Below are 18,130 nucleotides of genomic sequence, written 5' to 3'. Positions count from 1 at the left end.
TCGGCTCTTTGTTGGAGGAGAAATGAGCATGAACAGACGAGACTTTCTTGCCAAGGCAACGGCACTTGCAACGGGCGCTCTGATGCCGGCCATGTTTCCAATCAGGGCTTTGGCCGGGCCTCCGGCCAAGGACGCCGCCGCGCAACTTTCAACCTATAACTGGGGCAACCCATCGGAGGCGAAGGCCTATGGCCAAGCCTTTGAGCGGTTCCGCAAGGTTTATCCGAACGTCACCGTGCAGGACAATATTGCGCCGATCTCGTCCTGGTCGGATTATGCGGACAAGCTGGTGACGCAGATCGCCGGCGGCAACCCGCCCGATATCATAAACATCGCGGTCGAGGGGGTGCGGCTGGCAGTCGACAAGCAGTTGCTGAGGCCGCTCGATGACCTGGTCGCCGCTGACCCGGAAGCCAAGGCGCTGGTGGATAAGATACCCGCCAAGCTGAAGGATGCGCTGACCGTCGACGGCAAACTCTATGAGATTCCGAATGGCGCGCAGACCATGGTTATCCACTACAACACCCGCATCTTCAAGGAAGCGGGCTTGGAGCCGCCAAAGCCAGATTGGACCTGGGATGATTTTGTCGCGATCGCCAAGAAGCTGACGTCGGGCGAGGGCGACAAGAAGGTCTACGGCTATGGCTTGCCGTGGTTCAATTTCGCGATCCACCCCTGGTATCTCACCAACGGCACCTATCCGGTCACAGCGGATTTCAAACATTCGAACCTCAATGATCCGAAAATCCTCGAAGTCGCGAAGTTCATCCATTCGCTGGTCTACGAACATGGCGTTTCCCCTGACCCCATCGGGCTCAACGTCTATGATCAGTTCGCTGCCGGGCGGTTCGCCATGGTTGGCGCCGGCCGCTGGCCGGTGACCGGCTGGGTCGCAAACGGCTTCACGGATTTCGACATCGTGCCCTGGCCGCGCAAAGAGACCGCGGCAACCGTCTTCGGCTGCGGTGGCTGGGGCATCAGCCCCCAATCCAAGAACCCGGAACTGGCTTTCGAAGCAATCAAGCAGTTGATTTCGCTCGAAACCGTAACGGCCCTTATGGAAATCGGCCAGCAGATTCCGATCTACGAGGAAGCGGCAAAGAAGGAAAGCTTCCTGTCGGCGCCGAAAGGTGCGCCGGGCTTCTTCGAGGCGCTGAAGACAGCAAAGCCGGTGGCAGCACCAGTTTTCTTCAACACGCTCGACCGTATTCTCGGCCGAACCTTCGATCAGATCATCACTGAAGAACTGTCGCCAGAAGATGCACTGGCCGCAGCCCATGAGGAGCTCGAAGCCGAGATCCAGCGGAGTTGATCATGTGCACGATCGCAAACGGTCAGGCGGCGGGTTGGTTCTCGCCGCAACAGCGCAAGGAAACCATTGCCGGTCTCCTGTTCATCGCACCGGCGTTGATCGGCTTTGCGGTGTTCGTCGCAGGACCCATGGTCGCCACGGTGGTCCTCAGTTTCATGAAGTACGACCTGTTCAGCAGCCCAGGTTTCGTCGGGCTCGACAATTTCCAGGCGATGCTCGCCGACAAGCGGCTTTGGAAGGTGTTCGGGAACACCGCCTTCTTCGCCGTATTTGCGGTCGCCGGCAATGTCGGATTGGGCATCGTTCTGGCAGTTCTGCTCAATCGCAACATGTCGAAGACGGTACAATACGCCTACCGCGCGGCCTATTTCTTCCCTTCGCTGGTGGGGCTGATTTTCGTTGCCGTCATCTGGCAGTTCCTGTTCCAACGCGACATCGGGGTCATCAACTACTATCTGGGCCTCGTCGGCATCGAGCCGATACGTTGGCTCTCCAGCGCGCGTAATGCGATGTGGTCCGTCATCATCCTCGATGTCTGGAAGAATGTCGGCTTCGCCATGCTGATTGCGACGGCGGGACTCCAGAGCATATCGAAGGACTATTACGACGCCGCCCGTGTGGATGGATCGAGCAGTTTCAGAACCTTTTGGCAGATTACCGTTCCGCTGCTCTCGCCTACCATCCTATTCCTGCTGACTATGAATACCATCGGCGCCTTCAAAGTGTTCGAGTCTATCGTGGTGCTTACAAACGGCGGGCCAGGCGACGCGTCTCGCAGCCTCGTCATGTACATCTACGAGCAGGGCTTCAAATCCTTCAACATGGGCTACGCCTCGGCAGTTTCACTGCTGCTGGTCGCAGTGACGGTCATTGTTACCGCGATCCAGTTCGGCGCTTCCAAGCGGTGGGCTTTCTATGAATAGATCGATGAACATTTCCTGGGACCGGGCACCGGCTGGCCGGCTGACCCGCAAACTTTCGCCAGAAACACGAGCGCTGCTCTTGAGGTTGCGCACAGTGGCGGTGTACCTCGTGCTCGGGTTCGGCGCTTTGGTGATGGTGGCACCTTTCCTGTGGATGTTCACCACAAGCTTTCGACCTGTATCGGAAGCATTCTCGCTTCCGCCGCGCTGGCTGCCGGGCTTCAATTCCAGCCTGGAAAGCTACCGCCGTCTCCTGGCATCGGACGTGCCGATTGGTCGCTTCTTCTGGAACTCGGCCGTGCTCGCCACATCGGTTACGCTCGGTTATGTCGCAACGACGACCATCGCTGGATACGCCTTTGCGCGGCTCCGCTTTCCATTCAAGAACGCGCTCTTCGTCCTGCTGTTGGTGTCTTTGATGGTGCCGGTTCAGACGACGCTGGTGCCGTTGTTCTTGCTGATGCGATGGCTCGGCCTCGTCGACAGCCAATGGTCGATCATTGTTCCCGGTCTTACCGGTGCATTCGCACCCGGCATGTCGGGCGTGTTCGGCATCTTCATGATGCGGCAGTTTTTCCTGACGCTTCCCAAGGAGCTGTTCGAGGCGGCGCGTGTCGACAATGCCGGACATTTCCGCACGTTCTGGGCAATCGCCGCTCCTCTTGCCGGCCCGCAGATCGCGGCATTGTCCGTCATCATCTTCACGACGACGTGGAACGACTATTTCATGCCACTGGTTTTCCTGAATTCGGTCGACCAGATGGTGCTGCCCGTCGGCATCATGTCGATCCGCGACCCGGTGGGCAACTCGTCGGCCACCTCGGAGGTGATCGCGGCGGTGTCGCTGTCGATCCTGCCGGTTCTCATTGTTTTCCTGATCGCACAGCGGTGGATCGTCGACTCATTCGTTCGGGCTGGTGTGAAGGGTTGAAGCAATTGTGAGTAGCGATTAGGACCCATAGCCCCGATGGTCCTGGAAATGCTATTCGACTGGGAGCAACGCGTTGCGCATATGGGCATGAGGGACAGAATGGTCAGTATCAAGGACGTTGCCGCTCTTGCCGGGGTTTCGGATCGCACCGTGTCGCGGGTGGTAAACGGTGAGGGTCTAATCCGTCCAAAGACCAAGAAGAAGGTGCAAAAGGCGATCGAAACGCTTGGCTATGTCCCGAACCAGGCTGCCAGATTGATGCGCACAAGCCGGTCCAACGTGCTCGGCCTAATTACGGACGTCGTCTCGACCACCCCTTTCTCGACCGATATCGTCCGTGGTATTCAAGACGCGCTCGATGGCACATCTTACACCTTGCTGACGGTGAACACCTCCGCCGATCCGGCAAAAGAGCAGCGCGCCTGGCAGGTCTTCCGGGAGCATGGCATTGGCGGGGTCTTCTACGTGACAATGTTTCATCGTCACGTTCCGCGCGATACAGAATTTCCGAGCACGCCGACCGTGCTGGTAAACTGCAGTGACCCCGAACAGGCTATACCTTCGATCGTACCGGACGACTATCAAGGCGGACTGGACGCCGTCCGCCATCTCGTCGAGCGGGGACATCGAAAGATCGCCTATGTCGTGCTGAATGAGTTACTACTCGCAGCCGACTTGCGCGGCCGCGCATTCTTCGACGCGCTGGCTACTGCCGGCATCGAGGTGCGGAAGGAATGGGTCGTGCCCGGGCGCGTGGGTGCCATATTTGCCGACAAGCTTGTGGCGTTCGAAAATGCAAGGCGCATTCTCAACAATCCTGACCGACCGACGGCGATTGTTTGCGGCAATGACGAGATCGCGCTGCAGGTCTATTGCGCCGCCACGGACCTTGGATTGCGGGTGCCAGATGACGTCTCAATCATCGGCTTCGACGATTTCCAGGTCATCACGACCGGCATTCAGCCACCCCTCACGACCATGGCATTGCCTTATCGCGACATGGGCGCTCTGGCTGTGCGAATGTTACTCGACATCATCGCCGGTCACCCCCAGAAAAAGAAACACGTCGAGTATCGCTGCGAGCTCGTCCTGCGCAATTCGGTTTCATCGCCGAGATTGCCCGGTGCTCGATCTGCGAATTCAACGTAGGCCCGGCAGCAAGAGCCTTTCCTGGTTAGATTGAAGCATTCTGCCGGGGCAGGTTTTCGTCAGGGCAGAGGCGATTGGCGACGGGCATACCCCCAGGTACGTCCGAGCCGATCGCCTCTGATCCTGGCTAGAGATGCCCGGCCCACCGGCCGCACCGCTACGCCGTGGCGAGCGATCAATGCGTCCGACGTTTTTCAGTCTTGCAGATTTGCCAGGCAAATCTGCGGGAGGGTTGGCTGAAACGGGCCGGCTGATCGACCGGCTCCGTTTGAACCAACAGAGATTCAATCTGACCAGGAAAGGTTCTAGGTTCTGCAATTCCGCACGGCAACAATCGTGCGTAGCCTTTAGGCTTGAAGACGTCGCCAGGCTACTCATGACCGATCCCAACATTTGATCCTTCCGAGAAAAAAGCCCGACGCGAATGCCGGCCAGTTTGCTCGGGAGGAAAGCTTATCGATGCCATTGCTCCGGCCAGCGCCACAAGTTATCTTGAAAAATGCCTTGGCGGCCGAGCTTCAGCGCATACTATTGCCCGGGCACCGGAGTGGCCCGAAATGCGTTGATTGTCCTGTCCATCTCAACTTGGTCTTCACTGCCTGAATCGAGCACTGTGTTCCGTACGGAACCCTCTTGGACCCTCACTGCCGTGACTTCGAGCGTCTCCAAATTGCTCGTTGAAAGCAATGCGCCCACTTGTGTTGAAAAGCAGGCACTTTCTGGTGCATCGCTGCTTTGCGATTTTTCAGCCGTGGCCACGATGTGATTATTGGCGATGTAATTTCCGCTGCCGGATACCAGGTTGATAATCACAGGCTTTGCGGCAATCGGCTTGATATACTGAGTATCGATCGTTTCCGAGATGTGGTTTGCGATTACCGAGTTGTTGCTCCCGTCAATTCGCAAAAGTCCGAACAGATCATCCAGCCCGTTGTCGTACTTCTGCATCGGCGCCCATGGTTCGCGATCTCGCAACAGGTGATTTGAGGAGACCAAATTCTCGCAGCTGTTATCGGCGAGAACCAACATTCCGGGATAAAAGGAGTGGAATCTATTTCCTGTGACCGCGGAACGGACGACGCCGGAAAAATAGATGCTGCTGGCTCCTCGAGGGAACACGTTGTTTGAGGATATCAGAACACCCCCATAGTTTTCCGCGAAGATGGAATGGCCCCTGTAGCCGGCCCCAACGAAGTTATTCGCTATTCTTGACGCCTGGCCCATACCCCTCAATTCGATGCAGTTGCCGCACTCGGCAATGAAATTGTTATCTATCGCGAGCGCATCTGCATCGTGAACAGTAACTCCATGCTCCAAATATATCAGACCCATCCCGGTTATTCGGAATGAGTCGTTGGCGCTGCCTACATAGATTCCGGTTTTGCCGTTCTTGTATGTATTTTCTGCGTCATGTCGCCCCGAACCATCGTCAATGAAGTGCAGGCCGTCGATGCAGAAGTCGGCAAACTCCACCGAGCTTATGCGAGGATTTCCGGTGCGCTTAACATAAAACGCGGCTCCTGCGGCCTCACCGTCGGCGGCTTCAGGAGATATGTCAACGAGTACACGACTGCCGCCCGGCCACACTTCATGCCAGCGTCTCAGCTCGTTTGCGGGTACGTTGAAACGGATGCTCGAAGACGTAAAGCCATGCCCGGAGCCCACGATCTTCAGATAGCTGACGTCGATAACGACTTGAGTGACAAGTCGGTAATCGCCTGGCGGTATATAGATAACCGCTCCAGGTTTTCCGCCGTCATTCAGATCGGATACGGGTTGTCCTCTTTTGATATCCGCAATGATGCTGTTGATGACCGCTCCAATATCCTCATAGGGATTCCCTGCGGGATATTTCGTTACATCGAAGCAGTTTTCGCTAGCCATTGTTAATGTCTCCTCGGACATTTCTTACTCCACAGCGAGAGTAGACTGATGGTTGCTCGCAAGCGCCTGGGGAAATGCGTTCATGCAGCTCTCTGTTTTTGATCACCAGATGCTGGTGCGGGTGTCAGGCCTAAAGAAGTGAAGTTCTTCCGCATCGACAGCGATGCGCGCAACGTCACCGGCGCGGACTGTGCTCTTCGGAGAAAAACGGGCGACAGCTGCTTTATCGTTGCCAATGTCGGCGATGGCGTCCGGGTCGCCGGCATCCACCCAAGGCGCGTCGATATTCAGATGCACCATGGATTCAGAACCCAGCGCCTCAACAAGAGTGACCGAGGCCGAGATCTCGGCCGAAGAAGGCCGGATTGCGGCGTCGTTCATGTGCTCGGGCCGGATACCGACAATGAGCTGACGGTTAGACGCAGCGTTGAGCGAGGGGCGATATTCGAAAACCCGGTCAGGGATTTCGAAACTGTTGTTGCCCAGGGTCAGCGTCCTGCCATCCAGAACGGCCTCGTACAAGTTCATCGAGGGCGATCCGATAAAGGCGGCGACAAAGACGTTGTCAGGGCGGCTGTACAGGTTTTGCGGTGTGTCGACTTGCTGCAGCACGCCGCCTTTCATGACAGCGACGCGGTCACCCATCGTCATCGCCTCGACCTGGTCGTGGGTCACATAGATCGTGGTGACATTCAGTTTTCTTTGCAGGTTGGCAATCTCGGCCCGCATCTGCACGCGCAGCTTGGCATCGAGGTTCGACAGTGGTTCATCCATCAGGAAGGCTGCCGGCTTGCGGACGATCGCCCGCCCCATGGCGACGCGCTGGCGCTGTCCGCCGGAGAGAAGCGCCGGTTTCCGGTCGAGCAATGTCGTCAATTCGAGAATGCGCGCCGCCTCGTTCAAGCGGCTGTCGATCTCAGCCTTGGGCAGCCCGGCCATCAGCAAGGGGAAGGCGATGTTTTCGCGCACCGTCTTATGCGGATAGAGCGCGTAGGATTGGAAGACCATGGCAATGTCGCGGTCTTTGGGATCGACTTCGTTAACGACCCGGCCACCGATCTTGAGTTCACCGCCGGAAATGCTCTCCAGGCCTGCGATCATTCTGAGCGCTGTCGACTTCCCACATCCCGACGGACCGACAAACACCATGAACTCGCCGTCCTTGATGTCGAAGTTGAGGTCATGCAGAGCGTGAAAGCTGTTTCCGTAGATCTTGTTGATATTGCGCAGTTCTACACCGGCCATGCTGGTCTCCTCATCCCTTCACAGCGCCGAACGTCAGCCCACCGACGATCTGTTTTTGAAGTGCGAGCGTTACGATGATGACGGGCAGCGAATAGAGCACCGCGGCGGCCGTCATCGCGCCCCATGCAAGTCCATAGACCGAATTGTATTCGGCAATGACGATGGGTGCCGTCTTGGTCGCTTCAGACGTCAGCAGCAATGCATAGAGGAACTCGTTCCAGCTGGTGATGAAGGTGAAGAGCGCGGTGACGGCAATTCCGCCGGTCATCACCGGAAGAATGATTTTCCGAAAGGCTTGGAACCGTGTGCATCCATCCATCCGGGCAGCTTCTTCGAGTTCCTTGGGCACACCTTCGAAAAATGCCGACATCAGCAATAGCGCCAGTGGCACAGCGGCCGAAGTGTGCGCGAGAACCAGCCCTGGAATGCTGTCAAGCAGACCCATGGACTTCAAAAGCTGGAACAGCGGCACGCCCAGCGAGACCGACGGCACCATGCGGGTGACTAAGGCAAAGAGCAGGAAAAGTGTCGTGATCCGGCGGCGATACTGGGTGGCAACGTAGGCGGCCGGCACCGCCACCAGCAGCGAGAGCGCGGTCGTCAGTACCGCCACCGTGAGGGAGTTGACGAATGCCTTCGGCAGTGTCGACGATTGCAAGACTTCCCGAAAATTCTCGAACGATATGACAGCGGGAAAGAAGCTCGGCGGAATCTGCTGGACATCGGCCGCCGGCTTGATCGAGGTCATCAGCAAATAGATGTAAGGCAGCGCGTAAGACAACACGAGCGCTAAGGCCGCGGCGTTGATCAGGACTCCGCTGATATTGAAGCGCGGCGCTCTATGCATGGGCCGGCCTCCATATCTTCCAATAGGCAATGCCGGCCAGAACCATCATGACGAGGAGGAACAGCGTGCCGGATGCGGAGGCCTCGCCGAGATCGCCAAACCGAACCATGCGCTGATAGATGTTCATCGAGAACACTTCCGAGGCATGGCGGGGACCACCCTGCGTCTGGATCCAGATCAGATCGAACGTCTTGGCGGCGTCGACGCCCCGCACGATGACTACGACGGCAATGACCGGCCGCATCAGCGGCAGGGTGACATGCCAGAACCGCTTGAGCGCGTTCGCCCCGTCGATCCGGGCCGCCTCGAGAAGGTCTTTGGGGATGTTCGTCAACCCTGCATAGGAGACGAGGGCGACAAAGGAGGTCGTCAGCCATATGTCGGCGAAGGATACGGAATAGATGACGATATCCTCGCTGGAGAGCCAAGCAATCTCGTTGGGGTCGCTGATCAACCCCAGGCGAACCAGCCCGTAGTTCAGGATGCCGATATTGCCGACCAGCAGGAACCGCCACAGCAGGCCGGCGACGATCGGCGGCACCATCAGCGGCAGAGCGAAGATCGTACGGTGCCAACGCGATTGGCCCACCATGGCCGAAAACAGCAATGCGGCGGAGAAGCCGAAGGTGAACTCGAAGAAGAGTGCAAAGACCGAATACTGGAGCGTGCGCAGAGCACTTTCGACGACGCGCTTCGAGGTCAAGGCATCGACATAGTTCTGCAGCCCAACCCATTCGCGAATGTGAGGCGTGATCGTTTCGACCTTGAAGAAGGAATCGTAGATCAGCAGCCCGACGGGGTAGGCGACCAACAAGCCGAGGATCGCCACCGCGGGCGCGAGCATGCAGAGCACAAATCGGTCTTCATCCGACATGTTCGCCTCCGAAAGCTGATGGCGCGGGAGTGACAATGGATCTCCCGCGATATTGAGGAAAGGTCGGATTAGTTGAGGATATCCTCGATCGTTTCCTTGGCTTCGGTCAGCACTTCTCCCACGTCCGCCTTGCATGTCAGCGCCTGCTGCACAGCCGGCAGGACAGCTTCGTCGACGATTTCCTGATACTTTTCGTTCATCGGCCGGCCTTGTGTTGCCGGCGCGCTCAACGTTTCGAGCAGCGGCTTGAAATGCTCATAGCCGGGCTTGCTGGCATAGCTGTTATAGGCAGAGTTTGTCGCGGCGAGGCCGAGCGGGGCTTCGATGCCCAAGCCATTGTTGGCGATTGCGAAAGCGATGAACTTTTTCGCCGCATCCTTGTGCTGGGATGCCGAAGGAATGACATTGTACCAAGGACCTGGAATGGCGGCGATGCCCGCATCACCGGCCAACATCGGAGCGACGCCGACCTTGCCGCTGACCTTGGAATCCTCAGGCGTCATCTTGTAGGCGTGCGCCCAGAATTTCATCATCGCTGTCTTGCCCTGATAGAACAGGTTTTGGGCCTCGCCCCAGCCGATTTCGTTGACGTTTTCAGGAACCGAATGATCGGTGCAGTGCGGCGCGATATAGAACTCGAGGGCCTTCTTGTGCGCCTCGTTGTCGATGATGACCTTGCCATCCTTGTCAAGGATCACACCGGGCGAGCCCGCCTGCAGCACATGCGCCATCCATTCTTCCGAGAAGGTGCCGATGGTGTCGGTGCCCCAGAAGTCGACCTTGCCGTCGCCGTCAGTGTCGCGCGTGAAGAATTTCGCCATGTCACGCCATTGCTGCCAGGTCTTGGGCGGCGCAAGGGGATAACCATACTTTGCCTGGAAGGCTTCCTTTTCCTCGGGCTTATCGAAGAGATCCTTGCGATAGAAGACGATCTCGGCATTCGCCCATGCGGGCATTCCGATCATTTTGTCTCCGACTTTTGCGTCGGCAAGCAACGCCGGCGGCAGATCCTTGCGCACTGCGTCGGTAAAGAGGGGCGAGAGGTCCTCGACGTGGTTCGCGAACTTTGCGTTCCAGACCACGTCGATCGTCACGACATCGAATGCCGACGAGCCGGAGGCGATCTCGGCGGAGAACTTGTCGAACACGCCCTGATAGGGAACGACGGTGAATTTGACCTCGATGCCGGTTTCTTTGGTGAACTTCTCGGCCACGGCCTTCTGCAGCATCTCGCCGCCGCCTTCGACAAGGATGTTGATGGTTTCGGCCTTCGCCGCGGCCGCCATCAAGATGAGCGCAAGCGCGCTGGCACCAAGCAGTTTCCTCATTGATTCCTCCCTTGCTCGCTGGGGCACTTGCATTAGCACCCTTGCTTTCCTGAAACATAATCTCTGTATGACGACGTTGTCAACACGCACTGTCGACGTTGTCATAGAAATATGTCGACGTTGTCAGTCAACTGGTTTAGAACTGTTGCCAGCAAGGAGATCGGCGGGACATGGTCAGCATTATCAGCGTCGCGAAAGCGGCCGGAGTTTCGAATAAGACAGTCTCTCGCGTGATTAACGGCGAGCCCTACGTGACGGAGGACACACGGGAGCGTGTGGAGAAGGCTATTCGGGATCTCGGCTACATCCCCAACATGGCTGCGCGCCTCATACGGTCGAGCCGCTCCAACACCTTCGGCATCATCACGGATTATGTGTCGACCACGCCCTATTCGGTCGACATTGTGCGGGGAATACAGGATTGGGCCAATGCCAACGGGAAGACCATTCTCATGGCCAATACTGGTGGCTCGTCGAAGAGGGAGGCTGAAATTTGGAAAATGTTCCAGTCCCATCGGATTGACGGGGTTCTTTATGTGACAATGTATCGTCGCACCGTGGATCCAGAGGCAGGCGACGTCCGGATTCCGACAGTGATGATCAACTGCAGGCCTCAGACGAACGAACTGTTGCCGTCGATCGAGCCGGATGACTACCAGGGCGCGCAAGATCTGACCCGCTACCTGCTTGACCGGGGTCATCGAAAGATCGGCTACATCCGGCTCAATCCCATTTTGTTGGGTGCGCAACTGCGCCTCGAGGCCTTCCGCAAAACCGCTGCAGACTTTGGCCTTGCTGAAACCGACCTGAGTATCCGTCTGGGTATGGAAGGGCCGGTTGGTGCGGAGAAGAACTATGTTTTTGCCGTTGCCACAGAGATGCTGCAACAAAAGGATCGGCCGACGGCAATCATGAGCGGCAACGACGAAATGACGATTCAAATCTACATAGCAGCAATGGCGTTGGGTCTGCGCATCCCTGAGGACGTCAGCATTGTCGGCTTCGACGATTTCCGCACGGTCTCCCTGGCGCTGAAGCCGGAACTGACGACGGCAGCCTTGCCGTATTACGATTTAGGTCTGGAAGGGGCGGAATTGTTGAACAGCGTAGTGGCGGGAAACAAGGCTCGTCCAACCAGTCGCGTGATGCCCTGTAAACTGGTCGAGCGAACGTCGGTGCAGTCCGTATAGTCTGACCTCAAGCGGCAGGCGCGCTCAGATCAGCGATCAATTCGGCGTTTTCCAGCGCACGGCGAGTCAAGTTCCATAACCTGCATTACGCCAGATTCGCCTGTAGCCGGGTACATTCTATTTCCAAGTGCGACATGCCAGAAAAAACAATGGCTTCCCTTTGGAGATTTTGGAATGTCCCGATGCTATTTGCAACTGACCCTCGCCGATCGCCGTCGCCTGCACCAGCTTGTCGAACGCAAGGTGCCGGTCAATGAGATGGCCCGCCAGCTCGGCCGGCACCGCTCGACGATCTATCGCGAGATCAGGCGCAATACATTCCATGATCGCGAGCTTCCCGAATATAGCGGCTACTTCTCGACTGTTGCCAACGACATCGCCAAGGACCGGCGACAGCGCCTGCGGAAGCTCAGACGGCATCCGCAATTGCGCGACCTGATCGTCGACAAATTGCAGGCCTCCTGGTCGCCCGAGCAGATCGCCGGCCGTCTATGGGCGGACGGCCTCAGCCTCGTTCGGATTTGCACCGAGACGATCTATCGCTTCGTCTATTCCAAGGAGGACTATGGGTTGGGCCTCTATCGCTACCTGCCCGAGGCACGCCGCAAACGCCGTCCCCGCGGCTCTAGGAAACCACGCGACAACGTGTTTCCTGAGGCATGCAAGATATCGCAACGACCTGATTTTATTCACGATCGATCGCAATTTGGCCATTGGGAGGGCGACCTGCTGATCTTCCAACGTGATATGGGTCCCGCCAACCTCACCTCACTAGTCGAGCGCAAAAGCCGCTATACCGTCATGATCAAGAACCAGAGCCGGCACTCGCAACCGATCATGGACAAGATCATCAGGGCATTCTCTCCCTTGCCGGCATTCGCACGCCAGAGCTTCACCTTCGACCGCGGCACGGAGTTTGCCGGATTCAGGGCTTTGGAAGACGGTATCGGCGCACGCAGCTGGTTCTGCGATCCCAGCGCACCGTGGCAGAAAGGCGCGGTGGAAAACACCAACAAACGTATCCGCCGCTTCATGCCAGGCGAGACGGACCTGACGGCCGTCTCGCAGCAGGTGCAAAGTAGGAATGTCACTCTCTCCCCGCATTTGCTGACGTGGGAGATTGCGGATGGGATTGATTGCGATGAGCGAGCGTGATCTGCAGCGGATCGAGGTTCTGTCGAAGGTGATCGCTGGCCGGATGACGATGGTCACGGCGGCGCATGTGCTTGCTCTGAGCGAGCGCCAGGTACGGCGGCTGTTGGATCGCATCAGCACCGACGGCGCGGCGAAAGCGCCAAGACCGCTCGCCCGCTCATGCCCCTTTCACAACGGCATCGACGCGCTATGCTGTCATCATCATAGGAAACGAGTGAAATCCATGAGACCATCACGCCAGGGCGAGTTGCGGGAACGGATCACGATCGTTGGCGACGTCAATGCCGCCTCATTCGTCCCGTGGATTCGCCGCCATGCCGACAAGCTCGGCCTTTCCCAGCACTTCTTTTACGCCGGCGCCAACCGGATCGAGCTCGAGGTAGCGGGGCCCGTGGATCTGATCGACATGTTGGAAATGGGCTGTTCGCTCGGACCGATCGATGTCTGGGTCGACGAGATTCAGCGCAAAATTGTAGATCCTTCGGACACGCTGCAACCTGCTCAGCATTGATCGCATGCACTTAATTTAATCATTGTTGCCAATGCGAATCTTTTATGCAAGCTTCTGAAAACGAAGATTGCAACCTCGGCAACAATGTGTGGCCAGCGGCGCTAAAGCATTGGAAAATTGAGGAAGTAAAGGTCATGTTCTCCGATACGACCGGCTCGTGGACGCCTGTCGCGCTTTCTGCCGATCTGCCGCCGGCAACTGTCATTCCGGCCTGGACCCCAGCAGGGGCGATTGCTCTCTGGCGCAGTCAGTCCGGGCGCATATCGGCATCATCCGACCGATGTCCACACCGTGGGATGCGATTGTCTCATGGCTTCGTGCGTGGCGAGGCGCTCTCCTGTATCTATCACGGCTGGAGCTACTCTCCGGCGGGAGGGTGCATTCGTATCCCGGCTCATCCCGATCTCGTACCGCCGGAGACGATCCGCGTCGCCGTTCAGCAGGTCGAAGAATCGGATGGCATCATCTGGGTGGCAGTCGGCGAACCGGCGGTCCGGCCGCCGCGTATCGGCCATCTCGTTCCCCTCCGTTCGCTGACGCTGGAGGCCGATATCGCAGCGATCGAGGCGGCGGCTGGCGGAAAATCTGGTGCGGACGGGCTGATCGGCATTGCCGATTGTCCGTGGGTGCGGCTGCTGCCGACAGCGCAGATCGGGCGCACGCTCGTTCACGTCCTTGTCGAGCAGGGTCGCAATGTCGCCGATCGACTCATGGCGTCGCGCATCGCCGAGGCCTTGCGCCGCCGGGCGGAAACAGTCCGAAAGGATGTCGCATGACAGGGGCCGGTGCGATGATCGATGAATGGTACCCGGTCGGCCTCTTCAGTCAGCTCACCGAGGCGGGAAGCAAGACCGCATTGATGGGCGAGCCCATAGAGGTGACGCGCACTCCTGACGGCGCAGCGCAGGTTAGATCGAGCGGTGGACGCGCCCTGCCCGTCCGCGTCCGCTACGGCCATGTCTGGTCTTCTCTCGGCAATCCCGCCAAGGAGCTGTTTGCCATTCCCGAGGCAGATCAGCCCGGCCGCCGCTTCGTCGATGTCGGCGTCGTGCGGGTACGCTGTTCGCCCCTGAGAGCGGTCGAAAACTTCCTCGACATCGCGCATTTTCCCTTCGTCCATACGGATATACTCGGCGCCGAGCCACACACGGAAGTCGAAAGTTACAAGGTCGAGATCCGCGAGAAGGAGGATGAAGTCTGGGCGACGCAGGTGAAATTCTACCAGCCGCAAGCGGCAAAGTCGGCGACCGGCGGGATAACCACCGAATATATGTACCGCGTGCCGGCTCCGACCTGCTCGGTGCTCTACAAGACCTGCCCTCCCCGCCCGAAGGAATGGGATGTCATTACCCTGTTCGTCCAGCCGCTAGCGGAAGATCTTTGCGACGTGTGGCCGTGGATGGCCCTCTTCGACGACGTCACGCCAATGACAGACCTCATCCATTTTCAGCAGATGATTTTCCTGCAGGATCGGTCGATCCTCGAAAACCAGATCCCGGCGCTTCTGCCGCTCGATCCCGGCATGGAAATTCCGACAAGGGCCGACATGACATCGATCGCATACCGGCGCTGGCTAAAGCGCCATAACTATCTCTATGGCGCGCAGCTGGTCGCACAATGAAGCTCTACGACTACATCCTCTCGCCGAGTTGCTACAAGATCCGCCTGATGGCTGCGATCCTCGGCGTCAAGCTGGACATCCGGCCGGTCGACTTCCATCCGGGTGCCGAACATCGCGGCCCTGAACTTCTGGCCCTCAATCCGGCGGGCTCCATCCCGATCCTTGAAGATGGCGACCTTGTCCTGACGGAATCTTCAGCCATCCTAGCTTATCTCGCCGCCCGGAGCGGGCCGGAATGGTTGGGTGCGAGCGCGCCGCAGGAGACGGCGCATCTGCAGCAATGGCTCTCTTTTTCCCACCGGCTGACGGCCAACCTTGGCGGCGCACGGCTGCATCAGATGCTTGTGCGCCCCGGCAATATCGAGGCCCTGCAGGCACAGGGGGTCGCGGCGCTGCGCGAACTGGAAGCGAGCCTTTTTGAGCAGCGGCTCCGCGGCATGCGGTTCCTGGTATCGAACCGCGCGACCATCGCTGACATCGCCTGCTTCCCCTATGTGGCGCTGGCGCCTGATGGCGGCATATCGCTCGATCCCTATCCGAACATCCGGCTCTGGCTGCGTGCCATCCGCAGCCTCGAGGGTTTCATCGAAATGCCCGGCATCCACCGCCTGCACGAGTTGAAGCCCGATCCTCATCCGGCCAGTTTGGAGAAGTGAGATGGCCGGCTACCTCCTGAAAAACTGCGCGGCCATCATTGTCGACGAAGGCAGTGGGCCGACCGTGCGCCGCAATGCGGATCTGCTGACCAATGGTCCGGCAATCCAGGCGATCGGTGCGAACCTGTCGCAAGAGACGCTGCCGGCCGATACGATCATCCAGGATGCATCCGGCTGGTTTGTCTATCCGGGACTCGTCAATACCCATCATCACTTCTTTCAATGCTTCGTGCGCAACCGGGCCGATCTCGACTGGACGAAGCTCTCCGTCATCGAATGGCTCGACCGGATCTATCCGATCTTCTCGCGGCTGAACGAGGATTGCTTCTACCATTCCTCGGTCACGGCGATGGCCGAGATGATCAAACATGGCTGCACCACGGCCTTCGACCATCAATATTGCTTCCCCCGGCATGCGGGAAAACGCCTGATCGATCGCCAGTTCGAGGCGGCCGAACTTCTCGGCATGCGTTTCCACGCAGGACGCGGCGGCAACACACTGCCGAAGTCCGAGGGCTCGACGATCCCGGACGCCATGCTGGAAACGACGGATGAATTCATCGCCGATTGCGCCCGGCTGATCGACAGCTATCACGATGCCGGCGCCTTCAGCATGCGGCAGGTGGTCGTCGCTCCGTGCCAGCCGGTCAATTGCTATCGGGAGACCTTCGTCGAGTCGGTGGCGCTGGCCCGTGATCGCGGCGTCCAATTGCACACGCATGTCGGTGAAGGCGAAAGCCTCGTCATCGAAGCCCGGTACGGCATGCGTACGGTTGACTACTGCGCCGAACTCGGCTTTGCCGGGCCGGACACCTATTATGCTCATTGCTGGGAGCTGACACACGAGGAATTGCGCAAGATGACGGCAAGCGGCACGGGTGTCTCGCATTGCCCGGAGCCGGTCTATCTGGTCGGCGCCGAAGTGACGGACATTCCTGCGATGTCGCACTTCGGCCTGCGCATCGGGCTCGGTTGTGATGGCGCGGCGTCAAACGACAACTCCAACCTCATGCACTGCATCCACTCTGCCTATATGCTGCAATGCCTGGCTGCATCGACACGCGCCCATCCGGTTCCCGCGCCAGCGGATTTCCTGAACTATGCGACCGTAGGCGGCGCAAGTCTGCTAGGCCGCAGCGATATCGGCCGGCTTGCTCGCGGCATGGCCGCCGACCTCTTCGCGATCGATACGAGGCGGATGGATTATGTCGGTACGCGCCACGATCCGTTGAGCCTGATTGCCAAGGTCGGGATCGGCATGCCAACCGATCTGACCATGATCAACGGGCGCATCGTCTGGCAGGCCGGCGAACTGATCGGGCTCGATGAGGCCAAGCTTTTCGCCGCCGCGGAAGCGGCGCTCGAGACCGTGAATTTTTAAAAACCAAAAGAGGGAACTGACATGTCCAACGATCTCACCCGCAGAACACTCATGAAGAGCGCGGCGGCAGCCGGTCTCGCGACGGCTTTTGCCGGCCGCTCCGTGGCTGCCGCCGACGAACCGCTCGGTATTGCTCTCGTCGTTCCCTCGCCGGTTGGCGATGTCGGCTGGGGCCATGCGCTTGCCGCCGGCATCGACCCGATCAAGGCCGCTTACGGCGACAAGGTGAAGGTCACGATCATCGAGAACATCGCCGAAGGCCCGGACGCAGACCGCATCATGAACAAGACGGTCGCCGACGGAAATCATTTCCTGATCGCCGGCTCCTTCGGTTATCAGAACGGCGCGCTGCAGATTGCCCGTCGTAATCCCAAGGTAACGGTTCTGCATGCCTCCGGCTTCCAGGTCGCGCCGAATTTCTCGCCCTTCGCCGCCAAATATTTCCAGGGAACTTATTTGCTCGGCATGGCGGCGGCGGCCCTTTCCAAGACCGGCAAGCTAGGCTCGGTTTCGGCCTTCGCCATTCCCGAGCTGATCACGTCCGTCAATGCCTTCACGCTCGGGGCACAGGCCGTCAAGCCAGATATCGAGGTGTCCGTCGTCTGGGTCAATTCCTGGTTCGATCCGGCCAAGGAGCAGGAAGCCGCCAAGGCGCTGATCTCGCAAGGCTGCGACGTGATCTTCTCGAATGCGCAGGATACGCCTTCGGTGATCTCGGCCTGCGAGGACGCCGGCATCTATGCCTTCAATCTCAATTCCTCAATGAAGAAATATGCCGAGAAGACCTATCTCGGCTGCGTCGCGACTGACTGGTCGCCGTTTTTCAAGGCGTCGGTGGACGCCCATCTTGCCGGCACCTTCAAGGGCGCCAATACCTTCCTCGGCGTCGCCGACAAGGTGGTCGAGGTCGTCGACTGGAACCCGGCGATTCCAGCCGATAAGATGACCAAGATCAAGGAAATCGAGGCTAAGATCGCCGATGGCAGCTTCTCGCCATTCACCGGCCCGATTACCAAGGCTGACGGCAGTGAAGGCGTCGCTTCCGGTGCCACGCTGACGGACGCTGAGATTGTCGCCATGAATTGGCACGTCAAGGGTGTGACGACGCCGTTGCCGAAGTAAA

The 18,130-nt window shown here is 58.5% G+C and carries 16 protein-coding genes and 2 pseudogenes; 13 read left to right on the top strand and 5 right to left on the bottom strand.

The window, feature by feature from the left end; all coding sequences use genetic code 11:
- The first annotated feature begins 28 nt into the window (after positions 1-28).
- The 4 genes from AMC88_RS22360 (at position 29) to AMC88_RS22345 (ending at position 4,315) form a co-directional block, all read left to right on the top strand.
- Positions 29-1,312, top strand: coding sequence for an ABC transporter substrate-binding protein (locus tag AMC88_RS22360; RefSeq protein ID WP_064825967.1), 1,284 nt, complete (start codon positions 29-31; stop codon positions 1,310-1,312).
- 2 nt (positions 1,313-1,314) lie between these two features.
- Positions 1,315-2,235 carry a carbohydrate ABC transporter permease gene (locus tag AMC88_RS22355; protein WP_064825966.1) on the top strand — a complete coding sequence of 307 codons (921 nt, stop codon included), beginning with the start codon at positions 1,315-1,317 and terminating at the stop codon, positions 2,233-2,235.
- Positions 2,236-2,239: 4 nt separating this feature from the next.
- A complete protein-coding gene (locus AMC88_RS22350; RefSeq protein ID WP_167355297.1) occupies positions 2,240-3,166 on the top strand; it encodes a carbohydrate ABC transporter permease in 927 nt (308 codons plus the stop codon).
- A gap of 99 nt (positions 3,167-3,265) precedes the next feature.
- The gene (locus tag AMC88_RS22345; protein WP_064826092.1) at positions 3,266-4,315 is read left to right on the top strand and encodes a LacI family DNA-binding transcriptional regulator; all 1,050 of its coding nucleotides are present in this window, start codon (positions 3,266-3,268) and stop codon (positions 4,313-4,315) included.
- Between the two features lie 528 nt (positions 4,316-4,843).
- Here the strand turns inward: AMC88_RS22345 and AMC88_RS22340 are convergent.
- The 5 genes from AMC88_RS22340 to AMC88_RS22320 all read right to left on the bottom strand — a co-directional run bounded on the left by AMC88_RS22340 (position 4,844) and on the right by AMC88_RS22320 (position 10,493).
- Positions 4,844-6,199 carry a NosD domain-containing protein gene (locus AMC88_RS22340; RefSeq protein WP_010025575.1) on the bottom strand — a complete coding sequence of 452 codons (1,356 nt, stop codon included), beginning with the start codon at positions 6,197-6,199 and terminating at the stop codon, positions 4,844-4,846.
- Between the two features lie 102 nt (positions 6,200-6,301).
- Positions 6,302-7,444 carry an ABC transporter ATP-binding protein gene (locus AMC88_RS22335; RefSeq protein WP_064825964.1) on the bottom strand — a complete coding sequence of 381 codons (1,143 nt, stop codon included), beginning with the start codon at positions 7,442-7,444 and terminating at the stop codon, positions 6,302-6,304.
- Positions 7,445-7,454: 10 nt separating this feature from the next.
- Complete coding sequence (locus AMC88_RS22330) at positions 7,455-8,291, bottom strand: carbohydrate ABC transporter permease (RefSeq protein ID WP_064825963.1); 837 nt, start codon at positions 8,289-8,291, stop codon at positions 7,455-7,457.
- A complete protein-coding gene (locus tag AMC88_RS22325) occupies positions 8,284-9,165 on the bottom strand; it encodes a carbohydrate ABC transporter permease (protein WP_064826091.1) in 882 nt (293 codons plus the stop codon). The genes AMC88_RS22330 and AMC88_RS22325 overlap by 8 nt, the downstream gene beginning before the upstream one ends.
- A 68-nt stretch (positions 9,166-9,233) precedes the next feature.
- The gene (locus AMC88_RS22320) at positions 9,234-10,493 is read right to left on the bottom strand and encodes an ABC transporter substrate-binding protein (protein WP_064825962.1); all 1,260 of its coding nucleotides are present in this window, start codon (positions 10,491-10,493) and stop codon (positions 9,234-9,236) included.
- Positions 10,494-10,663: 170 nt separating this feature from the next.
- Between AMC88_RS22320 and AMC88_RS22315 the strand changes: the two genes are divergently transcribed.
- The 9 genes and pseudogenes from AMC88_RS22315 (at position 10,664) to AMC88_RS22280 (ending at position 18,129) form a co-directional block, all read left to right on the top strand.
- A complete protein-coding gene (locus AMC88_RS22315) occupies positions 10,664-11,683 on the top strand; it encodes a LacI family DNA-binding transcriptional regulator (protein WP_064825961.1) in 1,020 nt (339 codons plus the stop codon).
- Positions 11,684-11,857: 174 nt separating this feature from the next.
- A pseudogene (locus AMC88_RS22310) lies at positions 11,858-12,754 on the top strand (IS30 family transposase); the annotation flags it as partial.
- A gap of 55 nt (positions 12,755-12,809) precedes the next feature.
- A pseudogene (locus tag AMC88_RS33265) lies at positions 12,810-12,971 on the top strand (helix-turn-helix domain-containing protein); the annotation flags it as partial.
- Positions 12,972-13,061: 90 nt separating this feature from the next.
- On the top strand, positions 13,062-13,349 hold the full coding sequence (locus AMC88_RS22305) for an acylphosphatase (RefSeq protein ID WP_064826090.1): 288 nt from the start codon (positions 13,062-13,064) through the stop codon (positions 13,347-13,349).
- A gap of 134 nt (positions 13,350-13,483) precedes the next feature.
- Positions 13,484-14,125, top strand: coding sequence for a Rieske 2Fe-2S domain-containing protein (locus AMC88_RS22300; RefSeq protein ID WP_064825959.1), 642 nt, complete (start codon positions 13,484-13,486; stop codon positions 14,123-14,125).
- Positions 14,122-14,970: an aromatic ring-hydroxylating oxygenase subunit alpha gene (locus tag AMC88_RS22295; protein ID WP_064823292.1), complete on the top strand. Its 849-nt coding sequence runs from the start codon at positions 14,122-14,124 to the stop codon at positions 14,968-14,970. Before AMC88_RS22300 ends, AMC88_RS22295 begins: the two co-directional genes overlap by 4 nt.
- Positions 14,967-15,626 (top strand): glutathione S-transferase family protein, encoded by a 660-nt coding sequence (locus AMC88_RS22290; protein WP_016736827.1) that lies wholly within the window; start codon positions 14,967-14,969, stop codon positions 15,624-15,626. The genes AMC88_RS22295 and AMC88_RS22290 overlap by 4 nt, the downstream gene beginning before the upstream one ends.
- A gap of 1 nt (position 15,627) precedes the next feature.
- Positions 15,628-17,007, top strand: coding sequence for an amidohydrolase (locus tag AMC88_RS22285; protein WP_064823291.1), 1,380 nt, complete (start codon positions 15,628-15,630; stop codon positions 17,005-17,007).
- Between the two features lie 21 nt (positions 17,008-17,028).
- Positions 17,029-18,129 (top strand): BMP family ABC transporter substrate-binding protein, encoded by a 1,101-nt coding sequence (locus AMC88_RS22280; protein ID WP_064825958.1) that lies wholly within the window; start codon positions 17,029-17,031, stop codon positions 18,127-18,129.
- Position 18,130: the final 1 nt, after the last annotated feature.

Origin of the sequence: Rhizobium phaseoli, from assembly GCF_001664385.1 — a bacterium.
Lineage (GTDB): Bacteria > Pseudomonadota > Alphaproteobacteria > Rhizobiales > Rhizobiaceae > Rhizobium > Rhizobium phaseoli.
The sequence above is the reverse complement of the archived record's forward strand: the minus strand, read 5'-3'. Positions and strand labels throughout refer to the sequence as shown.